Origin of the sequence: Serratia proteamaculans (assembly GCF_946227095.1) — a bacterium.
Taxonomy (GTDB): domain Bacteria; phylum Pseudomonadota; class Gammaproteobacteria; order Enterobacterales; family Enterobacteriaceae; genus Serratia; species Serratia proteamaculans_E.
This window is the reverse complement of the sequence record NZ_CAMISV010000012.1, coordinates 155,219-176,061: the sequence shown is the minus strand read 5'-3', so window position 1 is coordinate 176,061 and position 20,843 is coordinate 155,219. Positions and strand designations below refer to the sequence as shown.

Annotated in this window: 20 protein-coding genes; 3 read left to right on the top strand and 17 right to left on the bottom strand. The window is 55.3% G+C overall.

Annotation, left to right across the window (positions count from 1 at the left end; all coding sequences use genetic code 11):
• Positions 1-138: 138 nt before the first annotated feature.
• From hemG to pepQ, 4 genes are read right to left on the bottom strand one after another with little or no spacing between them, the layout of a single operon-like run.
• Positions 139-672, bottom strand: coding sequence for a menaquinone-dependent protoporphyrinogen IX dehydrogenase (hemG, locus tag OC597_RS21385; RefSeq protein WP_262210407.1), 534 nt, complete (start codon positions 670-672; stop codon positions 139-141).
• 22 nt (positions 673-694) lie between these two features.
• The gene (gene trkH / locus OC597_RS21380) at positions 695-2,146 is read right to left on the bottom strand and encodes a Trk system potassium transporter TrkH (protein ID WP_012004734.1); all 1,452 of its coding nucleotides are present in this window, start codon (positions 2,144-2,146) and stop codon (positions 695-697) included.
• Between the two features lie 34 nt (positions 2,147-2,180).
• Complete coding sequence (locus tag OC597_RS21375) at positions 2,181-2,795, bottom strand: IMPACT family protein (RefSeq protein ID WP_085116549.1); 615 nt, start codon at positions 2,793-2,795, stop codon at positions 2,181-2,183.
• Positions 2,795-4,126: a Xaa-Pro dipeptidase gene (gene pepQ, locus OC597_RS21370; RefSeq protein ID WP_262210406.1), complete on the bottom strand. Its 1,332-nt coding sequence runs from the start codon at positions 4,124-4,126 to the stop codon at positions 2,795-2,797. Before pepQ ends, OC597_RS21375 begins: the two co-directional genes overlap by 1 nt.
• Before the next feature lie 453 nt (positions 4,127-4,579).
• Here pepQ and fadB point away from each other — a divergent pair, with 453 nt between their 5' ends.
• Both fadB and fadA read left to right on the top strand, forming a co-directional pair.
• Complete coding sequence (gene fadB / locus OC597_RS21365) at positions 4,580-6,769, top strand: fatty acid oxidation complex subunit alpha FadB (RefSeq protein WP_262210405.1); 2,190 nt, start codon at positions 4,580-4,582, stop codon at positions 6,767-6,769.
• Positions 6,770-6,779: 10 nt separating this feature from the next.
• Entirely contained in the window at positions 6,780-7,943 is a 1,164-nt protein-coding gene (gene fadA / locus OC597_RS21360) for an acetyl-CoA C-acyltransferase FadA (protein WP_262210403.1), read from the top strand.
• Between the two features lie 171 nt (positions 7,944-8,114).
• On the opposite strand, the gene fre is transcribed toward fadA, so the two are convergent.
• From fre to pepE, 3 genes are all read right to left on the bottom strand, one after another.
• Positions 8,115-8,816, bottom strand: a complete 702-nt coding sequence (gene fre, locus OC597_RS21355) for an NAD(P)H-flavin reductase (RefSeq protein WP_085116546.1) — start codon at positions 8,814-8,816, stop codon at positions 8,115-8,117.
• 50 nt (positions 8,817-8,866) lie between these two features.
• Positions 8,867-10,363 carry a 4-hydroxy-3-polyprenylbenzoate decarboxylase gene (ubiD, locus tag OC597_RS21350; RefSeq protein ID WP_099065500.1) on the bottom strand — a complete coding sequence of 499 codons (1,497 nt, stop codon included), beginning with the start codon at positions 10,361-10,363 and terminating at the stop codon, positions 8,867-8,869.
• A gap of 88 nt (positions 10,364-10,451) precedes the next feature.
• A complete protein-coding gene (gene pepE, locus OC597_RS21345) occupies positions 10,452-11,177 on the bottom strand; it encodes a dipeptidase PepE (RefSeq protein WP_261259323.1) in 726 nt (241 codons plus the stop codon).
• A gap of 244 nt (positions 11,178-11,421) precedes the next feature.
• Here pepE and rfaH point away from each other — a divergent pair, with 244 nt between their 5' ends.
• Positions 11,422-11,910, top strand: coding sequence for a transcription/translation regulatory transformer protein RfaH (gene rfaH / locus OC597_RS21340; protein ID WP_261285763.1), 489 nt, complete (start codon positions 11,422-11,424; stop codon positions 11,908-11,910).
• A gap of 44 nt (positions 11,911-11,954) precedes the next feature.
• Here the strand turns inward: rfaH and hemB are convergent, their stop codons facing one another.
• From hemB to OC597_RS21290, 10 genes are all read right to left on the bottom strand, one after another.
• Positions 11,955-12,977, bottom strand: coding sequence for a porphobilinogen synthase (gene hemB / locus OC597_RS21335; protein WP_261259327.1), 1,023 nt, complete (start codon positions 12,975-12,977; stop codon positions 11,955-11,957).
• A 14-nt stretch (positions 12,978-12,991) separates the two neighbouring features.
• Positions 12,992-13,774 (bottom strand): 3'-5' ssDNA/RNA exonuclease TatD, encoded by a 783-nt coding sequence (tatD, locus tag OC597_RS21330; RefSeq protein WP_261285762.1) that lies wholly within the window; start codon positions 13,772-13,774, stop codon positions 12,992-12,994.
• 52 nt (positions 13,775-13,826) lie between these two features.
• Complete coding sequence (gene tatC, locus OC597_RS21325) at positions 13,827-14,597, bottom strand: Sec-independent protein translocase subunit TatC (RefSeq protein ID WP_085116541.1); 771 nt, start codon at positions 14,595-14,597, stop codon at positions 13,827-13,829.
• A 3-nt stretch (positions 14,598-14,600) separates the two neighbouring features.
• Positions 14,601-15,167, bottom strand: coding sequence for a Sec-independent protein translocase protein TatB (gene tatB / locus OC597_RS21320; protein WP_261463640.1), 567 nt, complete (start codon positions 15,165-15,167; stop codon positions 14,601-14,603).
• A gap of 3 nt (positions 15,168-15,170) precedes the next feature.
• A complete protein-coding gene (tatA, locus tag OC597_RS21315; RefSeq protein ID WP_085116539.1) occupies positions 15,171-15,434 on the bottom strand; it encodes a Sec-independent protein translocase subunit TatA in 264 nt (87 codons plus the stop codon).
• Positions 15,435-15,514: 80 nt separating this feature from the next.
• A complete protein-coding gene (gene ubiB / locus OC597_RS21310) occupies positions 15,515-17,146 on the bottom strand; it encodes a ubiquinone biosynthesis regulatory protein kinase UbiB (protein ID WP_261285760.1) in 1,632 nt (543 codons plus the stop codon).
• Positions 17,143-17,751: a ubiquinone biosynthesis protein UbiJ gene (gene ubiJ, locus OC597_RS21305; RefSeq protein ID WP_261259352.1), complete on the bottom strand. Its 609-nt coding sequence runs from the start codon at positions 17,749-17,751 to the stop codon at positions 17,143-17,145. Before ubiJ ends, ubiB begins: the two co-directional genes overlap by 4 nt.
• 13 nt (positions 17,752-17,764) lie before the next feature.
• Positions 17,765-18,520, bottom strand: a complete 756-nt coding sequence (gene ubiE / locus OC597_RS21300; RefSeq protein WP_085116537.1) for a bifunctional demethylmenaquinone methyltransferase/2-methoxy-6-polyprenyl-1,4-benzoquinol methylase UbiE — start codon at positions 18,518-18,520, stop codon at positions 17,765-17,767.
• Between the two features lie 79 nt (positions 18,521-18,599).
• Positions 18,600-20,147, bottom strand: a complete 1,548-nt coding sequence (gene rmuC, locus OC597_RS21295) for a DNA recombination protein RmuC (RefSeq protein ID WP_261463638.1) — start codon at positions 20,145-20,147, stop codon at positions 18,600-18,602.
• A gap of 140 nt (positions 20,148-20,287) precedes the next feature.
• Complete coding sequence (locus OC597_RS21290; RefSeq protein ID WP_261259365.1) at positions 20,288-20,818, bottom strand: DedA family protein; 531 nt, start codon at positions 20,816-20,818, stop codon at positions 20,288-20,290.
• Positions 20,819-20,843: the final 25 nt, after the last annotated feature.

The window sequence follows — 20,843 nt, the reverse complement described above, 5'->3', positions numbered from 1 at the left end:
TTCTCGTTAGAGGAGTCGTTGTTCCCGGTCAGTGGAGGCGCATTATAGGGAGTTCTCAGAAGGCCGCAACCCCTAATTGCAAAAAACTTTTCAAGCGCGGATTTTTTCGGCAAAGCGCTGCACAAGTCAGCGTTTCCGTCATTTTTCATACTGAATATGGCCAAACTCCTGAGCAAAACGGTCCACCTGCTGCCAATCGGTGTACTCCACTTCTTTACTGGTATCTGTTTCGCCGCCCGTCATACGCATAATAAGTTGAATCATGACTCGATCGAGCCAGCGATAACGTGGATAACGAAGCGCGCCGGCAAACACCACACACTGTTTTGGCTGCCAGGGAGAAGACAGCAGGAACTTGCGGGTATAGGCGTTGGTTTGTGGCGAACGCTTGTCTGCCTTACGGGCAGTCAGGTTCACGCTAAAGAATGCGCTCGGCATCAGGTTCAACTGTTCGGCATGGCGCTTAACGAATTTCTCCAGCGTCGGATGGAAATGGCCATAGCGTATTGAGGCGCCAATCAGCACCTGCTGATACTGATTGAGGTCGACATTATCCGCCTGCAGCAAATCGATCACGTCGCAGCGCAGCGTATCCTGCAATTTGTTTGCTATATAAGAAGCGATAGAACGTGTTTGCCCATCACGGCTAGAATAAAGAATCAGTGCCTTCACGGCGTTACTCCTTCTATCAGGATCATTCACGCCAGAACGTCGGCGTAAACAGAACCAGTAGTGTAAAGACCTCAAGACGCCCGAACAGCATCGTCAGAACCAGGATCCACTTTGCCGGTGCAGGCATAGTGGTAAAGTTATCCGCCACCACTCCCAGCCCAGGTCCAAGGTTATTCAGCGTCGCCGTTACGGCAGCAAAGGCAGAGAAATCATCAACGCCGGTGGCGATAATCGCCAGCATGCTGACGATAAATACCAGCGCATAAGCAGAGAAGAACCCCCAGACCGCCTCCAGGATACGTTCCGGCAGCGCGCGGTTACCCAATTTAATAGTGTAAACCGCATTAGGGTGCACCAACCTTTTTAGCTCACGCGAGCCCTGCAAATACAGCAGCAGGATACGGATCACTTTCAGGCCGCCACCAGTTGAGCCGGCACAGCCACCAATAAATGCAGAGCACAGCAATAACATCGGCAGGAATAACGGCCATTTGGCAATACTGTCAGTGGTAAAGCCCGCCGTTGTCGCCATCGACACCACCTGGAAAAACGCCTGATTGACCGTTTCCATTCCGGTTTTGTAAACCCCATGCCCCCACAGCACGGCAGTACACACCACTACCAGCGTCAACTGTACGGCAATAAACATGCGGAACTCAGGATCACGCCAATACACTTTCAGGCTGCGGCCGCTCAGCAAGGCGAAGTGCAAGCCATAGTTACAACCGGAGATCAGCAGGAAAATAGCAATGATGGTGTTGATGGTCGGACTGGCGTAATAGCCGATGCTGGCATCGTGGGTAGAGAAACCGCCAATAGCGATGGTCGAGAAACTGTGGCCGATGGCGTCAAACACTGACATGCCAGCGCCCCAAAGTGCCAGCGCACAAGCAATGGTCAGCAAAACGTAAATCAACCACAGGGTTTTGGCCGTTTCGGCAATGCGTGGACGCATTTTGTTATCTTTCAACGGACCTGGCATTTCTGCACGGTACAGCTGCATGCCACCGACGCCGAGGATGGGCAGTATCGCTACTGCCAACACAATGATCCCCATCCCGCCCATCCATTGCAGCATCTGCCGATAGAACAGAATGGCTTTGGGTAATGAGTCCAACCCCACCAGCGTCGTTGCACCCGTGGTGGTTAAACCGGAAAATGATTCGAAGAAGGCGTCGGTCAGCGAAAGATTAGGCCGCTCTGAAAATAAAAACGGTAATGCCCCAACGCTGCCCAGCACCGTCCAGAACAACACCACAATCAGAAAACCCTCTCGCGGCTTCAACTCATGCTTTTGTTTACGGTTAGGCCACCACAGCATCAGGCCAATGGTTACCGCCACAAAGAAGGTTTGGCTGAATGCCCGCCCCGCCCCATCACGGTATATCAATGCCACCAGACCAGGAATAAACATCGTCCCGGAGAACAGGATGACCAGTAGACCAACGATACGGGTTATAGCGCGAAAATGCATTTCAGCACGATCCTTAGCAATTCAGTTGGGGGAATTATTGCGAAATGGGGGTTAATTGCAAATTACCGCGACTGAGATCACGTAATTTATTCCCGAACGCTTCAACGCCAGTGACCGGTAAAGCCAGATGCAGCATGACGGAAGCACCATATTCCCCCTGTACAATCCGCCCTTCAGTTTGCTGCAACAGATTCTCTACCAACGCCAACTGAGCATAGTCACATTGCAAAGTATATTCGGCCTGCGGAATTTTGTAGCTCACGGCCAATTGCTTTAATGCCTGCTGCACACCACTGCCGTAGGCTCTCACCAAGCCGCCGGTGCCCAGTTTGATACCGCCGTAGTAACGTACCACCACGGCGGTGATTTCGCCGATGCCGCTGCCCATCAGTTGGGCAAGAATGGGTTTACCCGCCGTGCCGGAAGGTTCACCGTCGTCAGAAAAGCCCAACTGCTGTGAGTCAGTCGGAGGCCCGGCGACAAATGCCCAACAATGGTGCCTGGCCGCCGGATGTTCATCACGAACCTGCTGGATAAACGCCTTTGCCACATCAACCCCGCCGGTCGGTGCCAGCAGGGTGATGAAACGGCTCTTCTTTATTTCTTCGCTGACACTGACGGGGCCTGCCGGGATCGGATAAGGCTGCATCAGGCCAGATTCAGATCGCGCGTCATGTTCTCGATACGCTTTTCGTGGATCACAATATTGTCTTCAATACGGATACCACCATAAGGTTTCAGTGCATCGATGCGATCCCAGGCAAAGTGTTGACTGAATTCACCGCTGCGCCATGGCGCCAGCAGGGACTCAATAAAATACATGCCAGGCTCAATGGTCAATACCATGCCTGGTTGCAACACCCGGGTGCAGCGCAGGTACGGATATTTGGATGGGGCGGCCAGATGGGTACCCTGTTCATCCTGCATAAAGCCGGCTGAGTCATGTACCTGCAGCCCCAGAGGGTGGCCCAGACCGTGTGGCAGGAATGGCGTGGTCAGTCCCTGCTCTACCATGGCTTCTTCACTGATGCCACTCACCAGCTTGTGGCTCTTGAGCAGTTTGGCGACGCGTTGATGCATTTGCACATGGTAATCGGTGTAACGCACGCCAGCTTTGATGGTAGCCATCAGCGCCAGTTGCTCAGTGTTAAGATCTTTTATCAGGTGTGCAAAATCACTGCCACTCTGCCCCGCGTAGGTCCGCGTCAAGTCAGCAGCGTAACCGTTATATTCGGCACCGGCGTCAAGCAGAAAGCTCAGCATTTCGGACGGGGGTTGATGATCCAGCGTGGTGTAATGCAGCACCGACGCATGCTCATTAAGCGCAACAATGTTGTCATAAGGCACATCGGTATCGCGATGACCCGTGGCCGTGAGGTAAGCCTGGTTGATATCAAACTCACTCATGCCGGACAGGAAAGCCTCATGAGCGGCACGGTGCCCCATAACCGCGGTTTTCTGTGCTTCGCGCATACAGGCCAACTCGTAGCCGGTTTTGATGGAGCGATGGAAATCGAGGTAGTTCAACACTGCTTTAGGGTTAACGTTTTCCGCCAGGATACCGAGATCGCGAGCACGCTGCTGTGCATAACCGATATAGCCCACGCGCTCACGCTGGGCAGGAAGCTGCTGTACGATTTCATCAGCATTGGCCAGCGGTATCAGTTCAACGGACTTGGTCCAGAAACTCTCCGGCAGTGGCTCAACGCTGTGCCAGTAATCTACCGGCGAATAGAACCACAGCTTCGGTTTGTTAACGCCGTCCACCCACAGCCAACAGTTTGGCACTGAAGTGACGGGCACCCAGGCCTTAAAGTGCGCGTTCACTTTGAACGGGTAGCTACGGTCGTCCTGGAATATCCGCTGCAATTCCCCGGAGTGAATCAGCAACGCATCCAGTTTGTTGCGCGTTAACACTTCACGCGCCCGTTTTTGCAGTTCTGCCAGGTGGTCGTTATACAAAGAAGCCAGTGTTTCCATCACAATACCCTTATACATACCATTAGAACGGAATGAGTCATCTTAGCACACCGTTCAGGTGCACCAACCCCATCAGCTCTGGCATGCGGAGCGGTTCGCAAATCACTGTAAACGTCGTTACATCCGTAGCTTAACAATTAGCCAGGCGATCAGGCCAACGTCATGGTTCTGGCAGGTACACTCCAGAAACCGCTGTGTTTTACACATACTGCTTTACTCATTTCACACCTCTGCGTGGGCAGCGCTCTGCTCTGGCAAGTGTATGGGGCTTTCACACGCCGACAAATCACCATAAAGCATAAAATATAACTTCGTTTTAAATCAAAACACTAACCCAAAGTCATGTGATCAGACCAGCAAAAATGCAATCTCTCATTTGCATATTGTTAACATAAAAACCACACTCCTCATCATCTGGTCATACCAGATCAAACGCTGATTCAGGAGATAGACATGCTCTACCAAGGCGAAACATTACAACTACAGTGGCTCGACAACGGCATCGCCGAGCTGGTGTTCAATGCCCCAGGCTCGGTCAACAAGCTGGATACCCGCACCGTTGCCAGCCTGGGCGAAGCGCTCACGGTGCTGGAAAAGCAGACCGAGCTGAAAGGCTTGCTGCTGCGTTCCACCAAGGCCGCCTTTATTGTCGGCGCCGACATCACCGAATTCCTTTCGCTGTTTGCTGCTCCGGCTGAAAAGCTGCAGCAGTGGCTGGCCTTCGCCAATGCGATCTTTAACCGGCTGGAAGATCTGCCGGTGCCGACCATTTCGGCCATTAACGGCTATGCGCTCGGCGGCGGCTGCGAATGCATTCTGGCAACCGACTTCCGCGTCGCGTCACCGGATGCGCGCATCGGCCTGCCGGAAACCAAACTAGGCATTATGCCGGGCTTCGGCGGTTCGGTTCGCCTGCCCCGCCTGCTGGGTAATGACAGCGCGCTGGAAATTATCGCCGCCGGTAAAGATGTCAGCGCCAAAGACGCGCTGAAGGTCGGCCTGGTGGATGCGGTCGTTGCACCGGAAAAATTGGTGGAAGCCGCGCTGAAAATGCTGCAACAGGCCATTGAAGGCAAACTGGACTGGCGCGCTTATCGTCAGCCCAAACTCGAGCCGTTGAAACTCAGCCCAATCGAAGCGGCCATGAGCTTCACCACCGCCAAAGGCATGGTGCTGCAAACCGCCGGCAAACATTATCCGGCGCCAATGACCGCAGTTAAAACCATTGAGGCCGCCGCCAAGCTGGGCCGAGATGAAGCTCTTAAACTGGAAACCGCCAGCTTTGTGCCGTTGGCCCGCTCCAAAGAGGCCCGGGCGCTGGTCGGTATCTTCCTTAATGACCAGTTTGTGAAAGGTCAGGCGAAGAAGCTGGCGAAGGGTATCGAAGCACCGAAGCAGGCTGCAGTGTTGGGGGCCGGTATTATGGGTGGCGGTATCGCCTACCAGTCCGCGCTGAAAGGCGTGCCGGTGATCATGAAAGACATCAGCGACAAGTCCCTGACTCTCGGTATGAATGAAGCCGCCAAACTGCTGAACAAGCAGTTGGAACGTGGCAAGCTGGATGGCATGAAGATGGCCCAGGTGCTGTCGACCATTCAACCAACGCTGGATTACGCGGGTATCGAACGCGCACAGGTGATCGTCGAAGCCGTGGTCGAGAATCCAAAGATTAAGGCAGCAGTACTGTCCGAAGTGGAAGGCCTGATCGGTGAAGATACCGTGCTGGCGTCCAATACCTCGACCATTCCGATTAATCACCTGGCAAAATCGCTGAAGCGCCCACAGAATTTCTGCGGTATGCACTTCTTTAACCCGGTACACCGCATGCCACTGGTGGAAATTATCCGCGGTGAGCAGACCAGCGACAGCACCATCGCCGCCGTGGTGGCCTATGCCAGCCGTATGGGCAAAACGCCAATTGTGGTTAACGATTGCCCAGGGTTCTTCGTCAACCGCGTATTGTTCCCGTATTTTGCCGGTTTCAGCATGCTGCTGCGCGACGGTGCAGACTTCCGCCAGATCGACAAAGTGATGGAAAAACAGTTTGGCTGGCCAATGGGCCCGGCTTACCTGCTCGACGTCGTGGGGATTGATACCGCACACCACGCTCAGGCGGTGATGGCAGCCGGTTTCCCGGAGCGTATGGGGAAAGATTACCGCGACGCTATCGACGTGATGTTCGATAACCAGCGTTTTGGCCAGAAGAACCAGCTGGGCTTCTATCGTTACAGCCAGGACAACAAAGGCAAGCCGCGTAAAGACAACGATGAGCAGACCGATGTGCTGCTGGCCGAAGTCAGCCAACCGCGTCAGACCATCAGCGACGAAGAAATTATCACCCGTATGATGATCCCGATGATTAACGAAGTGGTGCGCTGCCTGGAAGAAAACATTATTGCCAGCCCGGCCGAAGCCGATATGGCGCTGGTCTACGGCATCGGTTTCCCTCCGTTCCACGGCGGGGCGTTCCGCTACCTGGATACGCTTGGCACCGCCAATTATGTTGAACTGGCCCAGCGTTATGCGCATCTTGGTGCCCTGTATCAGGTGCCTGCAGGCCTGCGCGCCAAAGCCGAACATAATGAAAGCTACTACCCGGTGGCAGCCCCGCTGTCCGATGTCTCCACTGGCCAACCGGCATGAGGTCATAAAGATGGAAAACGTAGTTATTGTTGATGCCGTACGTACGCCGATGGGTCGCTCCAAGGGCGGCGCCTTCCGCCAGGTACGTGCTGAAGATCTTTCCGCTCACCTGATGCGCGCCGTACTGAGCCGTAATCCGTCACTGGATGCCGCCGAAATTGACGACATTTACTGGGGTTGCGTGCAGCAAACGCTGGAACAGGGCTTTAACATCGCCCGTAACGCTTCACTGTTGGCCGAGATCCCGCATAGCGTTCCTGCGGTCACCGTCAACCGACTGTGCGGTTCCTCCATGCAGGCGCTGCACGATGCCGCACGCGCCATTATGGTCGGCGATGCACACGTCAGCATGATTGGTGGCGTAGAACATATGGGCCACGTGCCGATGAATCACGGTGTGGATTTCCACCCGGGTCTGAGCCGCAGCGTAGCAAAAGCCGCCGGTATGATGGGGCTAACTGCCGAGATGCTGGCCAAGATGCACAATATCAGCCGCCAGATGCAGGATGAGTTCGCGGCACGCTCGCACCAACGTGCGCACGCCGCCACTCTGGCCGGCTATTTCAAGAATGAAATCATACCAACCACCGGCCACGACGCCGACGGGGTGCTGACCCGCTATGACTTCGACGAAGTGATCCGCCCAGAAACTACCGTCGCCAGCCTTGCGGCGCTGCGTCCAGCATTCGACCCGGTTAACGGTACCGTCACCGCCGGTACCTCTTCGGCCTTGTCTGACGGTGCCTCCGCCATGCTGTTGATGAGTGAGTCACGTGCCAAAGCACTGGGTCTGAAAGCCCGAGCCCGCATTCGTTCGATGGCGGTGGTCGGTTGCGACCCGTCCATCATGGGTTATGGCCCGGTACCTGCCAGCAAGTTGGCGTTGAAACGCGCCGGACTGAGCGTGCAGGACATCGATCTGTTTGAACTGAATGAAGCCTTTGCCGCCCAGTCATTGCCGTGCATCAAGGATCTGGGGTTGCTGGACAGCATTGACGACAAAATCAACCTGAACGGTGGCGCCATTGCCCTGGGCCATCCATTAGGTTGCTCGGGTTCACGTATCTCTACAACCCTGCTGAACAATATGGAACGCCGTGACGTGCAGTTTGGTCTGGCGACCATGTGTATCGGTCTGGGTCAGGGGATTGCCACCGTCTTCGAACGCGTTTAGCTGTGTCTATTTGGGATGCCTGCGTCAACACTTAAAACCGCAGTATCCCGCCAAGTTTAGTTGCCGTACTTCCCGCCTGTCAGGGGCGGGTTTTTTTATGCCTGAAATCCGCTGACGCCCCCAATAAAAAGGGGCAGCCATTGGCCACCCCGTTTGATACTGCTTCGCGCCTCAGATAAACGAGAAGGCGTCGCCAAACATATGCGCTTCCAGCGCGCCACGTTCGGCGCAGAAACGTTCGCGAGCAATTTTTGCCATCTCGAAACGGCCGGCAATGTAAATGTCGTGTTCTGCCAGCGTGCCGAAGTCCTGCAACACCGCGCTGAGCACCGTGCCACTACGGCCACGCCACTCTTCTTCCGGTTGTTCAACCACCGGGATCACTTTCAGATTCGGGTGCTGCAACGACAAGGCTTCCAGTTCGCTCAAGTCATACAGGTGCTTCAGCTCACGCCCGCCCCAGTAGATAGAGATATCGCGATCCGGCTGCTGTTCCAGTGCGGCCAACAGAATCGAGCGCGCATAGGAGAAGCCCGTGCCGCCGGCGATCAACACCAGCGGACGGCTGCCTTCTTCACGCAGCCAGGCGTCACCGTGCGGAATATCAACGGTAATCGCCTGCTCTTTCAGAATACGATCCATCACCGCCATAGCGTACAGATTCAGCTCCGAAGCGCCAATATGCAGCTCAATGTAATCCTTGTCTGTCGGAATCGATGCCAGGGAGAATGGACGCTTGTCGCGCTCATCCATCACCACCATCAGATACTGCCCTGCCTTGAAAGAAAACGGTGCCTCAGGCACCAAACGTACCCGATAAACCGTATCGGTAATGGCCTCTACGGAGGTCACTTTACAGCTCAATATTGTCATGCGTTCCCTCTGTCGGGTCATCAATGCAAAACTGAGAACAAAGCCTGGCGCTACAGCGTCGGTTCTCTGTCACTGAAAATTGCGAGCTCATCCCAGATGTCATCGACGCGCGCACGCACCTTTTCATCCATCTGAATCGGACGGCCCCATTCGCGCTGGGTTTCACCCGGCCATTTATTGGTGGCATCCAGCCCCATCTTCGATCCCAAACCGGAAACCGGTGAGGCGAAGTCCAAATAATCGATCGGCGTATTTTCCACCAAAACGGTATCCCTTGCCGGATCCATTCGGGTGGTGATCGCCCAAATCACATCATTCCAGTCGCGTGCGTTGACGTCATCGTCACAGACGATAACAAACTTGGTGTACATAAACTGGCGCAGGAACGACCAGACACCCATCATTACGCGTTTGGCATGACCGGCATACTGTTTCTTGATTGTCACCACCGCCAGGCGATAAGAGCAACCCTCAGGTGGCAGATAGAAATCAACAATTTCCGGGAACTGCTTTTGCAGGATAGGAACGAAGACTTCATTCAACGCCACACCCAACACCGCCGGCTCATCCGGCGGACGGCCGGTGTAGGTCGAGTGATAAATGGCGTCACGACGCTGGGTGATATGGGTGATGGTGAATACCGGGAAGTGGTCTATTTCGTTGTAGTAACCGGTGTGATCGCCATACGGACCTTCAGGCGCCATTTCACCCGGTTCGATATAGCCTTCCAACACGATTTCCGCACTGGCAGGCACTTCCAAATCGCAGGAGATGCACTTGACCACTTCGGTTTTGTTGCCGCGCAGCAGCCCGGCAAAGGCATATTCAGACAGGGTATCCGGCACCGGTGTTACCGCGCCGAGAATGGTGGCGGGATCTGCGCCCAGCGCAACCGCAACCGGGAAACGCTCACCGGGATGCGCCTGGCACCATTCCTGGTAATCCAGCGCGCCACCGCGGTGCGACAGCCAACGCATGATGACTTTATTCTTGCTCAGCACCTGTTGGCGATAAATGCCCAGGTTCTGTCGCTCTTTTTGCGGCCCACGGGTCACGGTCAGCCCCCAGGTGATCAGCGGTGCGGCGTCTTCCGGCCAGCAGTGCATCACCGGGATACGGCTGAGATCGACATCATCCCCCTGCCATACCTGCTCCTGACAAGGTGCTGAGCCCAGCACCTTGGTCGGCATGTTCAATACTTGCTTGAACTTCGGCAGTTTATCGAACAGATCGCGAAAGCCCTTTGGCGGCTCCGGCTCTTTGAGGAACGCCAGCAACTTGCCGACCTCGCGCAACGAGCTGACATCCTCCTGGCCCATCCCCAGCGCTACGCGGCCGGGAGTGCCGAACAGATTGCACAGCACCGGCATGTCATACCCTTTGGGGTTTTCGAACAGCAACGCCGGACCGCCCGCACGTAAAGTACGATCGGCAATTTCTGTCATTTCCAGATAGGGATCAATAGGCTGGCTAATGCGTTTTAGTTCGCCTCTCTTTTCCAGCAACGAGAGGAAATCGCGTAAGTCACGGTATTTCATGCTGATCATTATAACGGCCAGTGAGGAGGGCATTATAAGCCCTCTTCACGGTTGTTGCTGCACTTTTGTTAAACACCGGTAAAGACCACGCCGGCACTCAGTGGCACGTGAACGGCACCAGCGGGCTTAATGCCTGCGTATCCTGATACTCCTGGGTCTCCACGCCGTGGCGGAACACCTTGAAGCCCTGGTCTCTGGCACTGAAATAACGCAGATCATTGCCCTCAACGTGCAACAGGCTGCCTTCGCGCAACGCCACCACAGATTCGCTCGGATTGACCGCGCAGAACTCCGCCAGGCGCTCATCACGAGTTTCACCCATGTGGCCACTGATATGGGCGTCAATGTAATGCGGATTAATCTGCACCGGGAATAAACCCAACGCCGGCAACACGACACTGTTGCGCACCGGCATGTCATTGGTGGTACGAATGCTAGGCGTGGCCACGTTACACCCGGCGCTCCAGCCAACATAGGGAATGCTACGTTCACCAACGGCTCGCTGGATCGGGACGATCAGACCCTTCTCATGCAGCATCTGGTTCAGCATCCAGGTATTGCCGCCGCTGACCAAAATACATTCTGCCTGTTCAATCGCCGCCGCAGGAGACTCGGCATGGTGAATACTGGTGACCTTGATACCTAAAGTTTGTGCCAGATCCTGCGCGCGCTGATCGTAATCACTGCGGATCATGGCATATGGGATGAAGACGGCAGATGTAATACCGCGACGCGCGATCATCGCCAACAGGTGGCTCTTGGCATAGCCCAGCAGTTCACTCTCACCGGACAACTTGCCGTTGCTCAACAGAAATAACTCCATTTCTCCCCCTCAATCAAAAACGATGAATACCGTCACATCAGGCGACAGCGCCTCAAGGCATACTGCGACGGTAGCAAATTTTCATCCCTCTGTTATACCCAAGCCGTGCGGATAAGTGTGTGACCCCTCGCTAATTGCCAACGATTCATACAGATAGCGGCTGTTACATGCTGAAACTTGCATCACTATGTATCCGTAATGGCTTTTGATATGCTTACCGGCTGACAGAAAGGCATGTGAAATTATGGAATCCTGGTATCTACTGTATTGCAAACGCGGCCAACTTTTACGGGCGCAAGAACATTTGGAACGGCAGGAAGTGAGCTGCCTGAGCCCGATCATTACGATGGAAAAGATCGTGCGCGGTAAACGCATCGCGGTCAGCGAACCTTTGTTCCCCAACTATCTGTTTGTGGAATTTGATCCGGAGCGTATCCATACCACTACCATCAGTGCAACACGTGGTGTCAGCCACTTTGTGCGCTTTGGTTCAACACCGACCACCATCCCGCAGAAGGTGATCGAAGAGTTGCAGACACATACCTGCGAAACCTACTTCGATCCGGAAACGCCGCAACCGGGAGACAGCGTGTTGATCGTCGACGGTATGTTTGAAGGCCTGCAGGCGATTTACACCGAGCCGGATGGTGAAGCACGCTCAATGCTGTTGCTGAATCTGATCAACAAGCAGGTCAGTCAAAGCGTGGACAATCGACAGTTCCAAAAGCTGTAATGCAAAAAGGCGCCTAGGCGCCTTTGTTATTGGAGATTGACGGCTTAGCGCTGCATTGCTTCGTCATGCATCCACTGAGCGACCCGCTTGGCGAAGTAGGTCAACACACCATCGGCACCGGCACGCTTGAAGCACATTAACGACTCCATCACCGCCGGCTGTTCCTGCAACCAACCGTTCTGAATCGCCGCCATGTGCATCGCATACTCACCGGAAACCTGGTAGGCGAAAGTCGGCACACCGAAGGTGTCTTTTACCCGACGCACCACATCCAGATACGGCATGCCCGGTTTCACCATCACCATATCCGCGCCTTCCTGCAGATCCTGTGCAATTTCCTGCAGGGCTTCGTCGCTGTTGGCCGGGTCCATCTGGTAGGTTTTCTTATTGCCGCCTTTCAGATTGCCGCTGGAACCGAGCGCATCACGGAACGGGCCATAATAGCAGGACGCATATTTGGCGGAGTAAGCCATGATCTGAGTATTAATCAGGCCCTGATGCTCCAGTTGATCGCGGATCGCACCGATACGGCCATCCATCATGTCGCTTGGCGCCACGATTTCTGCCCCGGCTTCGGCATGGGACAACGCCTGACGCACCAGGATCTCTTTGGTGATGTCGTTAATGACATAACCCTGCTCGTCAATGATGCCGTCCTGACCGTGGGTGGTGTACGGGTCGAGCGCCACATCCGTCAGAATGCCCAGCTCAGGTACCGCGTCTTTCAACGCGCGTACCGTACGCTGCACCAAACCGTCCGGATTATAAGCTTCTTCTGCATGCAGTGACTTCAGGCCAGACTCAATCACCGGGAACAGGGAGATCACCGGCACACCCAGCTTGGCGATAGCTTCCGCCTCTTTAACCAGCAGATCGATGCTCATGCGCGATACGCCAGGCATGGATGCCACCGCTTCCTGACGGTTACTGCCTTCCATGACAAATACCGGATAGATCAGGTCGTTAACCGTCAGTTGGTTCTCCGCCACCAGGCGACGACTGAAATCATGACGGCGCACACGGCGCATACGACGACCTGGGAAGGTACCCGGAAATGCATAGCTCATAGTTTTCTCCTAACTCATTCCAGCCGGAATAGCCGGCGGGCGTTCTCATCGGTTTTCTGCCCCAGCCATTCGGGGTCTTCTTGTCGCCAGGCGGCCACTTGCCGGACGATATGAGGCAAAAAACAGGGTTCGTTGCGGCGAGATGCAGGTTTCGGATGTAAATCCCGGGGCAACAGATAGGGGGCGTCGGTTTCCAACAACAGACGATCCGCCGGAATATGCGGCAACAATGCACGCAACTCCAGGCCACGCCGCTCATCACAGACCCACCCGGTAATCCCCACAGACAGGCCTAGCGATAGACAGCTTTCTAATTCTTCGGCGGTGCCGGTAAAACAGTGCACCACGGCCGCGGGCAGTTTATCCAACCACGGCGCCAGCAGCGCGGCAAAACGTGCGTGTGCATCACGGCAATGAAGAAAAACCGGCATCGCCAACTCTGCCGCCAGCGCCAGTTGTGCGCTGAAGGCCAACTCCTGCTGCTCTGGAGTAGAAAAGTTGCGGTTGAAATCCAGCCCACACTCACCAATGGCTGCGACCTGCGGCCGGGAGGCCAACTCGCGGATTTGGTCGGCGACCCTATCGTCCCAGTTGCTGGCATGGTGCGGATGCACCCCGGCGGTGGACCAACAAAAACCCGCATGCTGTTGCGCCAGTTCACTGGCCGCCAGACTTTCCTGCAGGTCAGTACCGGTAATCAGCAATCCTTTCACGCCGGCGGCGCGTGCACGATCCACTACCGCAGGGCGGTCTTTGGCAAACTGTGAACTGGTGAGATTGACGCCGATATCAAACATGGTTTTTCCAAAGCAAAAGCCGCCCATCGGGCGGCTCAGAGACAAATAAGCTTTAAGGTGCCGGGGGTTCGTCACCCTCGTCTTCTTCTTCCGGTTGCGAACGACGCTTGCCGGTATAGAAACGGGCAAAGAACACGCCCACTTCAAACAGCAGATACATAGGGATCGCCAGCAGCGTCTGCGAGAACACATCCGGCGGGGTCAACAGCATGCCAACCACAAAAGCCCCGACCAGCACGTAAGGCCGTTTCTTTTTCAGGTCTTCCGGTGAAGTGACGCCACTCCAGCACAGCAGAATAATGGCAACCGGCACCTCAAACGCCACGCCAAACGCCATAAACAGCGCCATGACGAAATCGAGATAGTTATTAATATCGGTCGCTATCATCACCCCGGCCGGTGCGGTCTTGGCAAAAAAGCCGAACGCCAGCGGGAACACGATAAAGTAGGCAAACGCCATGCCGAGATAAAACAGCAGGCTGCTGGAAACCAGCAAAGGCATCATCAGGCGGCGTTCATGCTTGTATAACGCCGGTGCAATAAAGGACCAGACCTGGTACAGGATCACCGGCGCAGAAACAAACACCGAGACGATCATGGTCAGCTTGATTGGAGTAAAGAAGGGTGAAGCCACGTCGGTGGCGATCATGCTCGCCCCAGCGGGCAACTGCTTGATCAGCGGCGCTGACACCAGTTGATAAATGTCATTGGCGAAAAAAACCAGCACCAGGAAGATCGCCAGTATGCTGATAATCGAGTTTAACAACCGCTTACGCAGTTCTATCAGATGACTGATAAGGGGTTGGGTATCTTCAACTGCCATGTTTTAACGATCGCCACTAGGTTGGTGAGACGCTGGGGTTTTATCCACAACAGGTTCTGGGGTCGCCTGAGCAGCCGAAGCGGCCGGTTGTTTAACCGGCTCGACCACGGGTTGTGCAACCGGCGGCGTTACCGAAACCACCGGCTCCGGCACGACAGCCGGGGACGATGCCACGGCCGCAGCTTCTGCCGGCGTCACGCCGTCATGAAGGGCTTCAGGATCGGTGACCAGAGGGTTATGGATGGTGTGCGCAGGTTCGGTTTTGATGTCACTGTCGCCCTGATAAGAACGTTTCAGCGATTCCGCCGCGTCTTTCAGCTCATCCATTGACGCCTTCAGCTCCGGCGACAAATTCTGCATGCCCGCCTTCTCTACCTTTTTCAGGCTGTCCTGCAATTCCTGCAGCTTCAGTTCCTGAGAAAGTTCGTTCTGCACCGAAGCCGCCAACGAACGCAGCGCGCGGATCCAGCCCGAAACTGTTCTTACCGCTACCGGCAACCGTTCCGGCCCGAGTACCACCAGGCCGATAACCAGAACCAGCAGCAGTTCACTAAACCCAATGTCAAACACGGTTTATACCTGCTCTTTGTTCTTCGACTCTTCCGTTTTCACTTCCGGCTGCTTATCGGTAATAGGCTTGGCCGTGAAGTCAGCGTCGTCCAGGCTGCTTTTCTCAGCCGTGTTGGTCGGCGGCGTATTTTCGTCACCGATCGCCTTTTTGAAGCCCTTGATTGATGCACCGAGATCAGAGCCCAACGTACGGAGCTTTTTGGTACCAAACAGCAGCACCACGATCACTGCGATGATCAACAATTGCGTAATACTAATACCGCCCATTGCAATTACCTCTATTTTTACAGGGTTTTCTCAAAATCCGCCGCATTATACGGCAGATTTTACCAGAGTTTCGAATCAATTCAGGTGGTTCGCTTCCAGCCAATCACCCAGGATACGATGCCGGCCGCTATCAGCCATGCAGGGAACACTTCAACCTCCCCCAACAGCAAAATCGTACCGCTTACCAACAGTGTAGCGCCAACGCCGAACAAATAACGCGATTGTCCCTGACGGACGCGCTGGGCCTGCATCTGATGGGTCAGCTTATCAACGCTTTGTTGCAACAGTTTATGCTGCTGCAGGCTATCGTAAAATAATTCAGGCAGTTCGGGCAATTTCTCGGCCCAAAACGGCGCTTTTTCTTTCAGTGCGCGGATCACCGCCGGTATACCGACCTGATCGCGCATCCAACTTTCCAGGAACGGCTTGGCGGTGGTCCACAAATCCAACTGTGGATAGAGCTGCCGCCCCAGACCTTCAACATACAGCAAGGTCTTCTGCAATAACACCAGTTGGGGCTGGACTTCCATATTGAACCGGCGTGCAGTATTGAACAGGTTCAACAGCACGTTGCCAAACGAAATTTCCGACAGAGGCTTCTCGAAGATCGGTTCGCACACGGTGCGGATAGCGAACTCGAAATCCTCCACATTGGTATCCCGTGGCACCCAGCCCGAATCAACGTGCAGCTCCGCGACCTTGCGGTAATCACGATTGAAGAAGGCGATAAAGTTTTCCGCCAGATAGCGTTTATCGTCTTTGTTCAGCGAGCCGACGATACCGCAGTCAATGCCGATATAGCAGGGATCTTCAGGGTGCTCATAGCTGACAAAAATATTACCGGGATGCATGTCCGCATGGAAGAAGCTGTCACGGAATACCTGGGTAAAGAACACCTGTACCCCGCGTTCGGCCAACAGTTTCATGTTGGTGCCCTGCTTTTCCAACGTAGGGATATCCGAAACCGGGATCCCGTAGATGCGCTCCATCACCAATACGCTTTCGCGGCAGTAATCGGAATACACTTCTGGCACATACAGCATTGGGCTGCCGTCGAAATTGCGACGCAGCTGGATGGCGTTGGCCGCTTCACGCAGCAGGTTCAACTCATCCAGCAAGGTCTTTTCATATTCGCGCACCACTTCGCGCGGACGCAGACGGCGACCATCCGGCATCAGCTTTGGCACCCAGGCCGCCAAACGGTACATCAGGCGGACGTCGGCCTTGATGATCGGCCGGATATCGGGCCGAATCACCTTGAGTACCACTTCCTGCCCGGTCGTTTTTAGCCGGGCGGTATGAACCTGGGCTATCGATGCCGAAGCCAGCGCCTGTTGGTCAAAATCATCAAACCAGGTTTCCAGCGGGCCACCCATCGCCAACTCAATATGCTTGCGCGCCAGTGCCCCGTCGAACGGTGCAACCCGGTCCTGCAGCAGCGTCAGTTGATCGGCGATCTGTGGTGGGAACAAGTCGCGACGAGTGGACATCATCTGGCCAAACTTAATCCATACCGGTCCCAGTTCCTGCAGAGCCAAACGCAGACGTTCACCCAAAGGCTTATCCGCATGGCGGTTTGGCATCCAGAACAGCAGGCGGCGGCCAAATCGCAGCGGCAACGTCAAACGCATCTGGGGGATCAATTCATCCAGACCATAGCTGAGAAAAACGCGGACGATCAAATACAGGCGGCGTAGTTCGCCAGGGGTCATCGTTTACCCTCCAACTTGTCCATGCGAGCACTCAGCGCTTCGAGGTTACGAACGGTGGCATCAACTTCCTCGTTGAACCACACCACTTCCAGTGGGCCTGGCGCCACACGCCACTCTTCCGTTAGCGTTTCCGCCACATAATGCTGTTGCCGCTGGAAGCCGGTCTTCAGCAGGTTCGCACCTTTACCGAGCACCTGCGTGACACCCTGCGCGGCAATATCGCCGATGTAGGGAGCCAACCATTCAGCCGGATCCCACTCCGCCAGATCGAGCAGCCCAACCAGTTGCTGAACCACCTGAATATCACCTTCGACAATCAGCTCACCGCTGCGCATCAATGGCGAGAGTTGTTGGCGATCTCGCAGCTTCAGCAGCACCGAAATGCGGCTGCGCACCGTGCAGTCGGCGGTATCGTCAGACTGGCCAAGGACATCGACGCGTTGCTCACTGAAGATCAGCACCAGCGGTGAAGCAAGCTCCTGCAACTCAATACGCAATACCTTACCCGCCAGGCGCAGACGGGCGGCCTTCATGCTGCGATCGCGGAACAGCAGGCTGTTGAGCGATGTTTCCAGCACGCCGGTTAACAACGGGGTTAACAGCATCGGCATATCCATATCAGAACTTGAAGCCGCGATGCAGGGCTACAATACCGCCGGTCAGGTTAAAATAGGTCACGTTGTCAAAACCGGCGGCCCCCATCATGCCCTTCAGAGTTTCCTGATCGGGATGCATACGGATCGACTCGGCCAGATAACGGTAGCTTTCCGGATCCTTCACCACCAGCTCGCCGATTTTCGGCAGCACATGGAAAGAATAAGCGTCATAGGCTTTTCTCAGCGGCGCCAGCAGCGGTTTGGAGAACTCCAGCACCAGCAAACGACCGCCCGGCTTCAGCACGCGGAACATGGAACGCAGCGCTTTGTCTTTGTCTGTGACGTTGCGCAGGCCGAATGAAATGGTGATGCAGTCGAAATAGTTATCCGGGAACGGCAGCGCTTCGGCATTGGCCTGCACGTAGCTAATGTTGCCGATAATGCCGCGATCGCGCAGCTTCTCGCGCCCCATCTTCAGCATCGAATCATTAATGTCCGCCAGTACCACCTGCCCCTGCTCACCGACCATGCGGGAGAACTTGGCGGCCAGGTCACCGGTACCCCCGGCCAGATCCAACACCCGCTGCCCACGGCGTACGCCGCTGCAATCAATGGTAAAACGCTTCCAGACACGGTGGATGCCAAACGACATCAAGTCGTTCATCACGTCATACTTTGCAGCTACCGAATGAAAAACGTCTGCCACCATGGCCTGCTTCTCGTCTCGAGCTACGGTGCGAAAACCAAAGTCAGTGGTTTCCTGCGGTTGATCTGCCATTGTCCTGCCTGCTATTCAGTCAATTTAGTGTGGATGAGTGTACCAGAACCCCACGGAATACCCCACCTCGCAGCGGTTGTCATGCCTGCGATGCGGAGCGGGGTTCCTCTGCGGAGTTGTCGTCTTCCGCCTCCGGCAGCGCGTCAACTTCATCGTCGCCCGCCGCCTCGAATTCTTCATCATGCTGCTCACTGGCCTGTTGAGCCAGCAGCGGGTTGATCGGTCTTTTCACCTCAACCCCCAACGCACGGAACCCCTCGGTCTGGCCGATAAGATTACCACGGCCTTCACTCAGTTTGTTCATCGCCTGGCGATAACTCCCCTGGGCCTTATCCAGGCTCTGCCCCAGCGCCGACATATCGTCAACAAACAGCCGCATTTTGTCATACAACCGCGCCGCTCTGTCGGCAATGCGCTGAGCATTCTGGCTCTGATGCTCATAGCGCCACAGGTTGGTAATAGTACGCAGCGCCACCAGCAAGGTGGTCGGGCTGACCAGCATGATATTGTGCTTGAGCGCCTCGCTGATCAGCTCCGGCTCACGGTCGATGGCCAACAGGAAAGCCGGCTCGACCGGAATAAACATCAACACGTAATCCAGCGAACGCAGGCCAGGCAACTGCTGGTAATCCTTACGCCCCAGCAGGCGGATATGGCCGCGCAGCGAGCCAATATGCTCACTCAGCGCCGCCTCGCGCTCGGCTTCATCTTCACTGTTAAAGTACCGTTCGTAGGCCACCAGCGACATTTTCGCATCGATGACCACGTCCTTACCCTGCGGCAGACGAACGATAACGTCGGGTTGCATACGGCTCTGATGGTCCAGCCGCACATTGACCTGAGTTTCGTATTCGTGCCCTTCACGCAGGCCTGAGGCCTCCAGCACCCGACTTAACACCACCTCACCCCAGTTACCCTGAGTTTTATTGTCCCCTTTCAGGGCCTTGGTGAGGTTAATGGCTTCGCGCGCCATTTGTGCGTTGAGCTGCTGCAGGTTACGTATTTCGTGGGTCAGCGTATGGCGTTCGCGTGCTTCCTGGCCAAAACTGTCCTGCACCTGGCGGCGGAAACCGTCCAGTTGCTCGCGCAGCGGCAACAACAAACGATCCAGACTTTGCTTATTCTGCTCGTCAACCTTGCGCCCGCTGTGTTCAAAAATGCGGTTGGCCAAATTTTCAAACTGGGTAGTGAGGCGCTGTTCGCTGTTGATCAGCAGACGCTGCTTCTCTTCTGCCGCCATGCGGGTTTCTTCCAGGCGAATGGTCACCTCCCGCAGTTCGGCCTCTTGCGCGCTGTTAACCTCACGCTGGGCGCGCAGTTCCTGATTCAGCAACTCACATTCGTTGCGCCAGTGATCGAGCTGTTGCAGCTTTTCATGCCCGGCCGCCAACTGGCTGTGCAAATTGCGCAGTTCCAGATCGCTCTGCCGCATTTGCTGTTCATTACGTTGCAGCGTTTCTTGTCGGGCCGCAATTTCCTGCTGCGCCTGTTGCAGTGATTGTTCCAACAGCCGTAGCTCGGTTTCATGCTGTGCATGTGTCTGCTGCACCCGCAGGCTGGCAATTAGCCACCCCAGCAGCAGGCCGATTGCCGCCCCGCCCATACCGTAAACCAAACTGGTATCCACCCTGCCTCCTGTTACACCTGACCGTTCCGGCGTTTTATGCGCCTGTTGCCCGTCACGTTAAGGGGATGCTGTATGGATGTCCAGTCTGTTTTTGCCCCAACGGCGCAAAATTGCGAAACGCTACGCAAGTCAGACCCAAACTAGCCAAACCACTGGCTTAACCACTTGATGCCAAACGCCCCCGGCGCGAGAATGCCGAACGCCCAGATCATCGCCGAAGTGATATTCGCCACCTGAAAATAACGCTGTGGCATGCCGCAAATGCCACCGACCAGCGGTACCACAGCACGCAACGGCCCGAAGAAGCGGCCGATGAAAATGCCCAGTACGCCCCAACGTTCAAAGAACGCATGGCCACGCGTCAACAATTGCGGATTACGCGATAACGGCCACATGTGCGCCACACGGTCTTGATAGTGGTAGCCAATCCAGTAAGAAAGCCAGTCGCCAAAGAATGCCCCGGCGGCAGCGGCGGCCCAGATAGGCCAAAATGCAATGCCGCTTTCACCAATCAGCGCCCCCAGCGCCAGCAAGATCACCGTGGCCGGTAACAGCAGTGACAGGAACGCCAGTGATTCACCGAACGCTAGGAAGAAAATAATCGGGATAGCCCAGCCTTCGTGCTGACGCACGGTGTCGCTGACCCAGTGGATAATGTCATTGAGGCTCAATATGGGCTCCTGATGCGGGATTTAT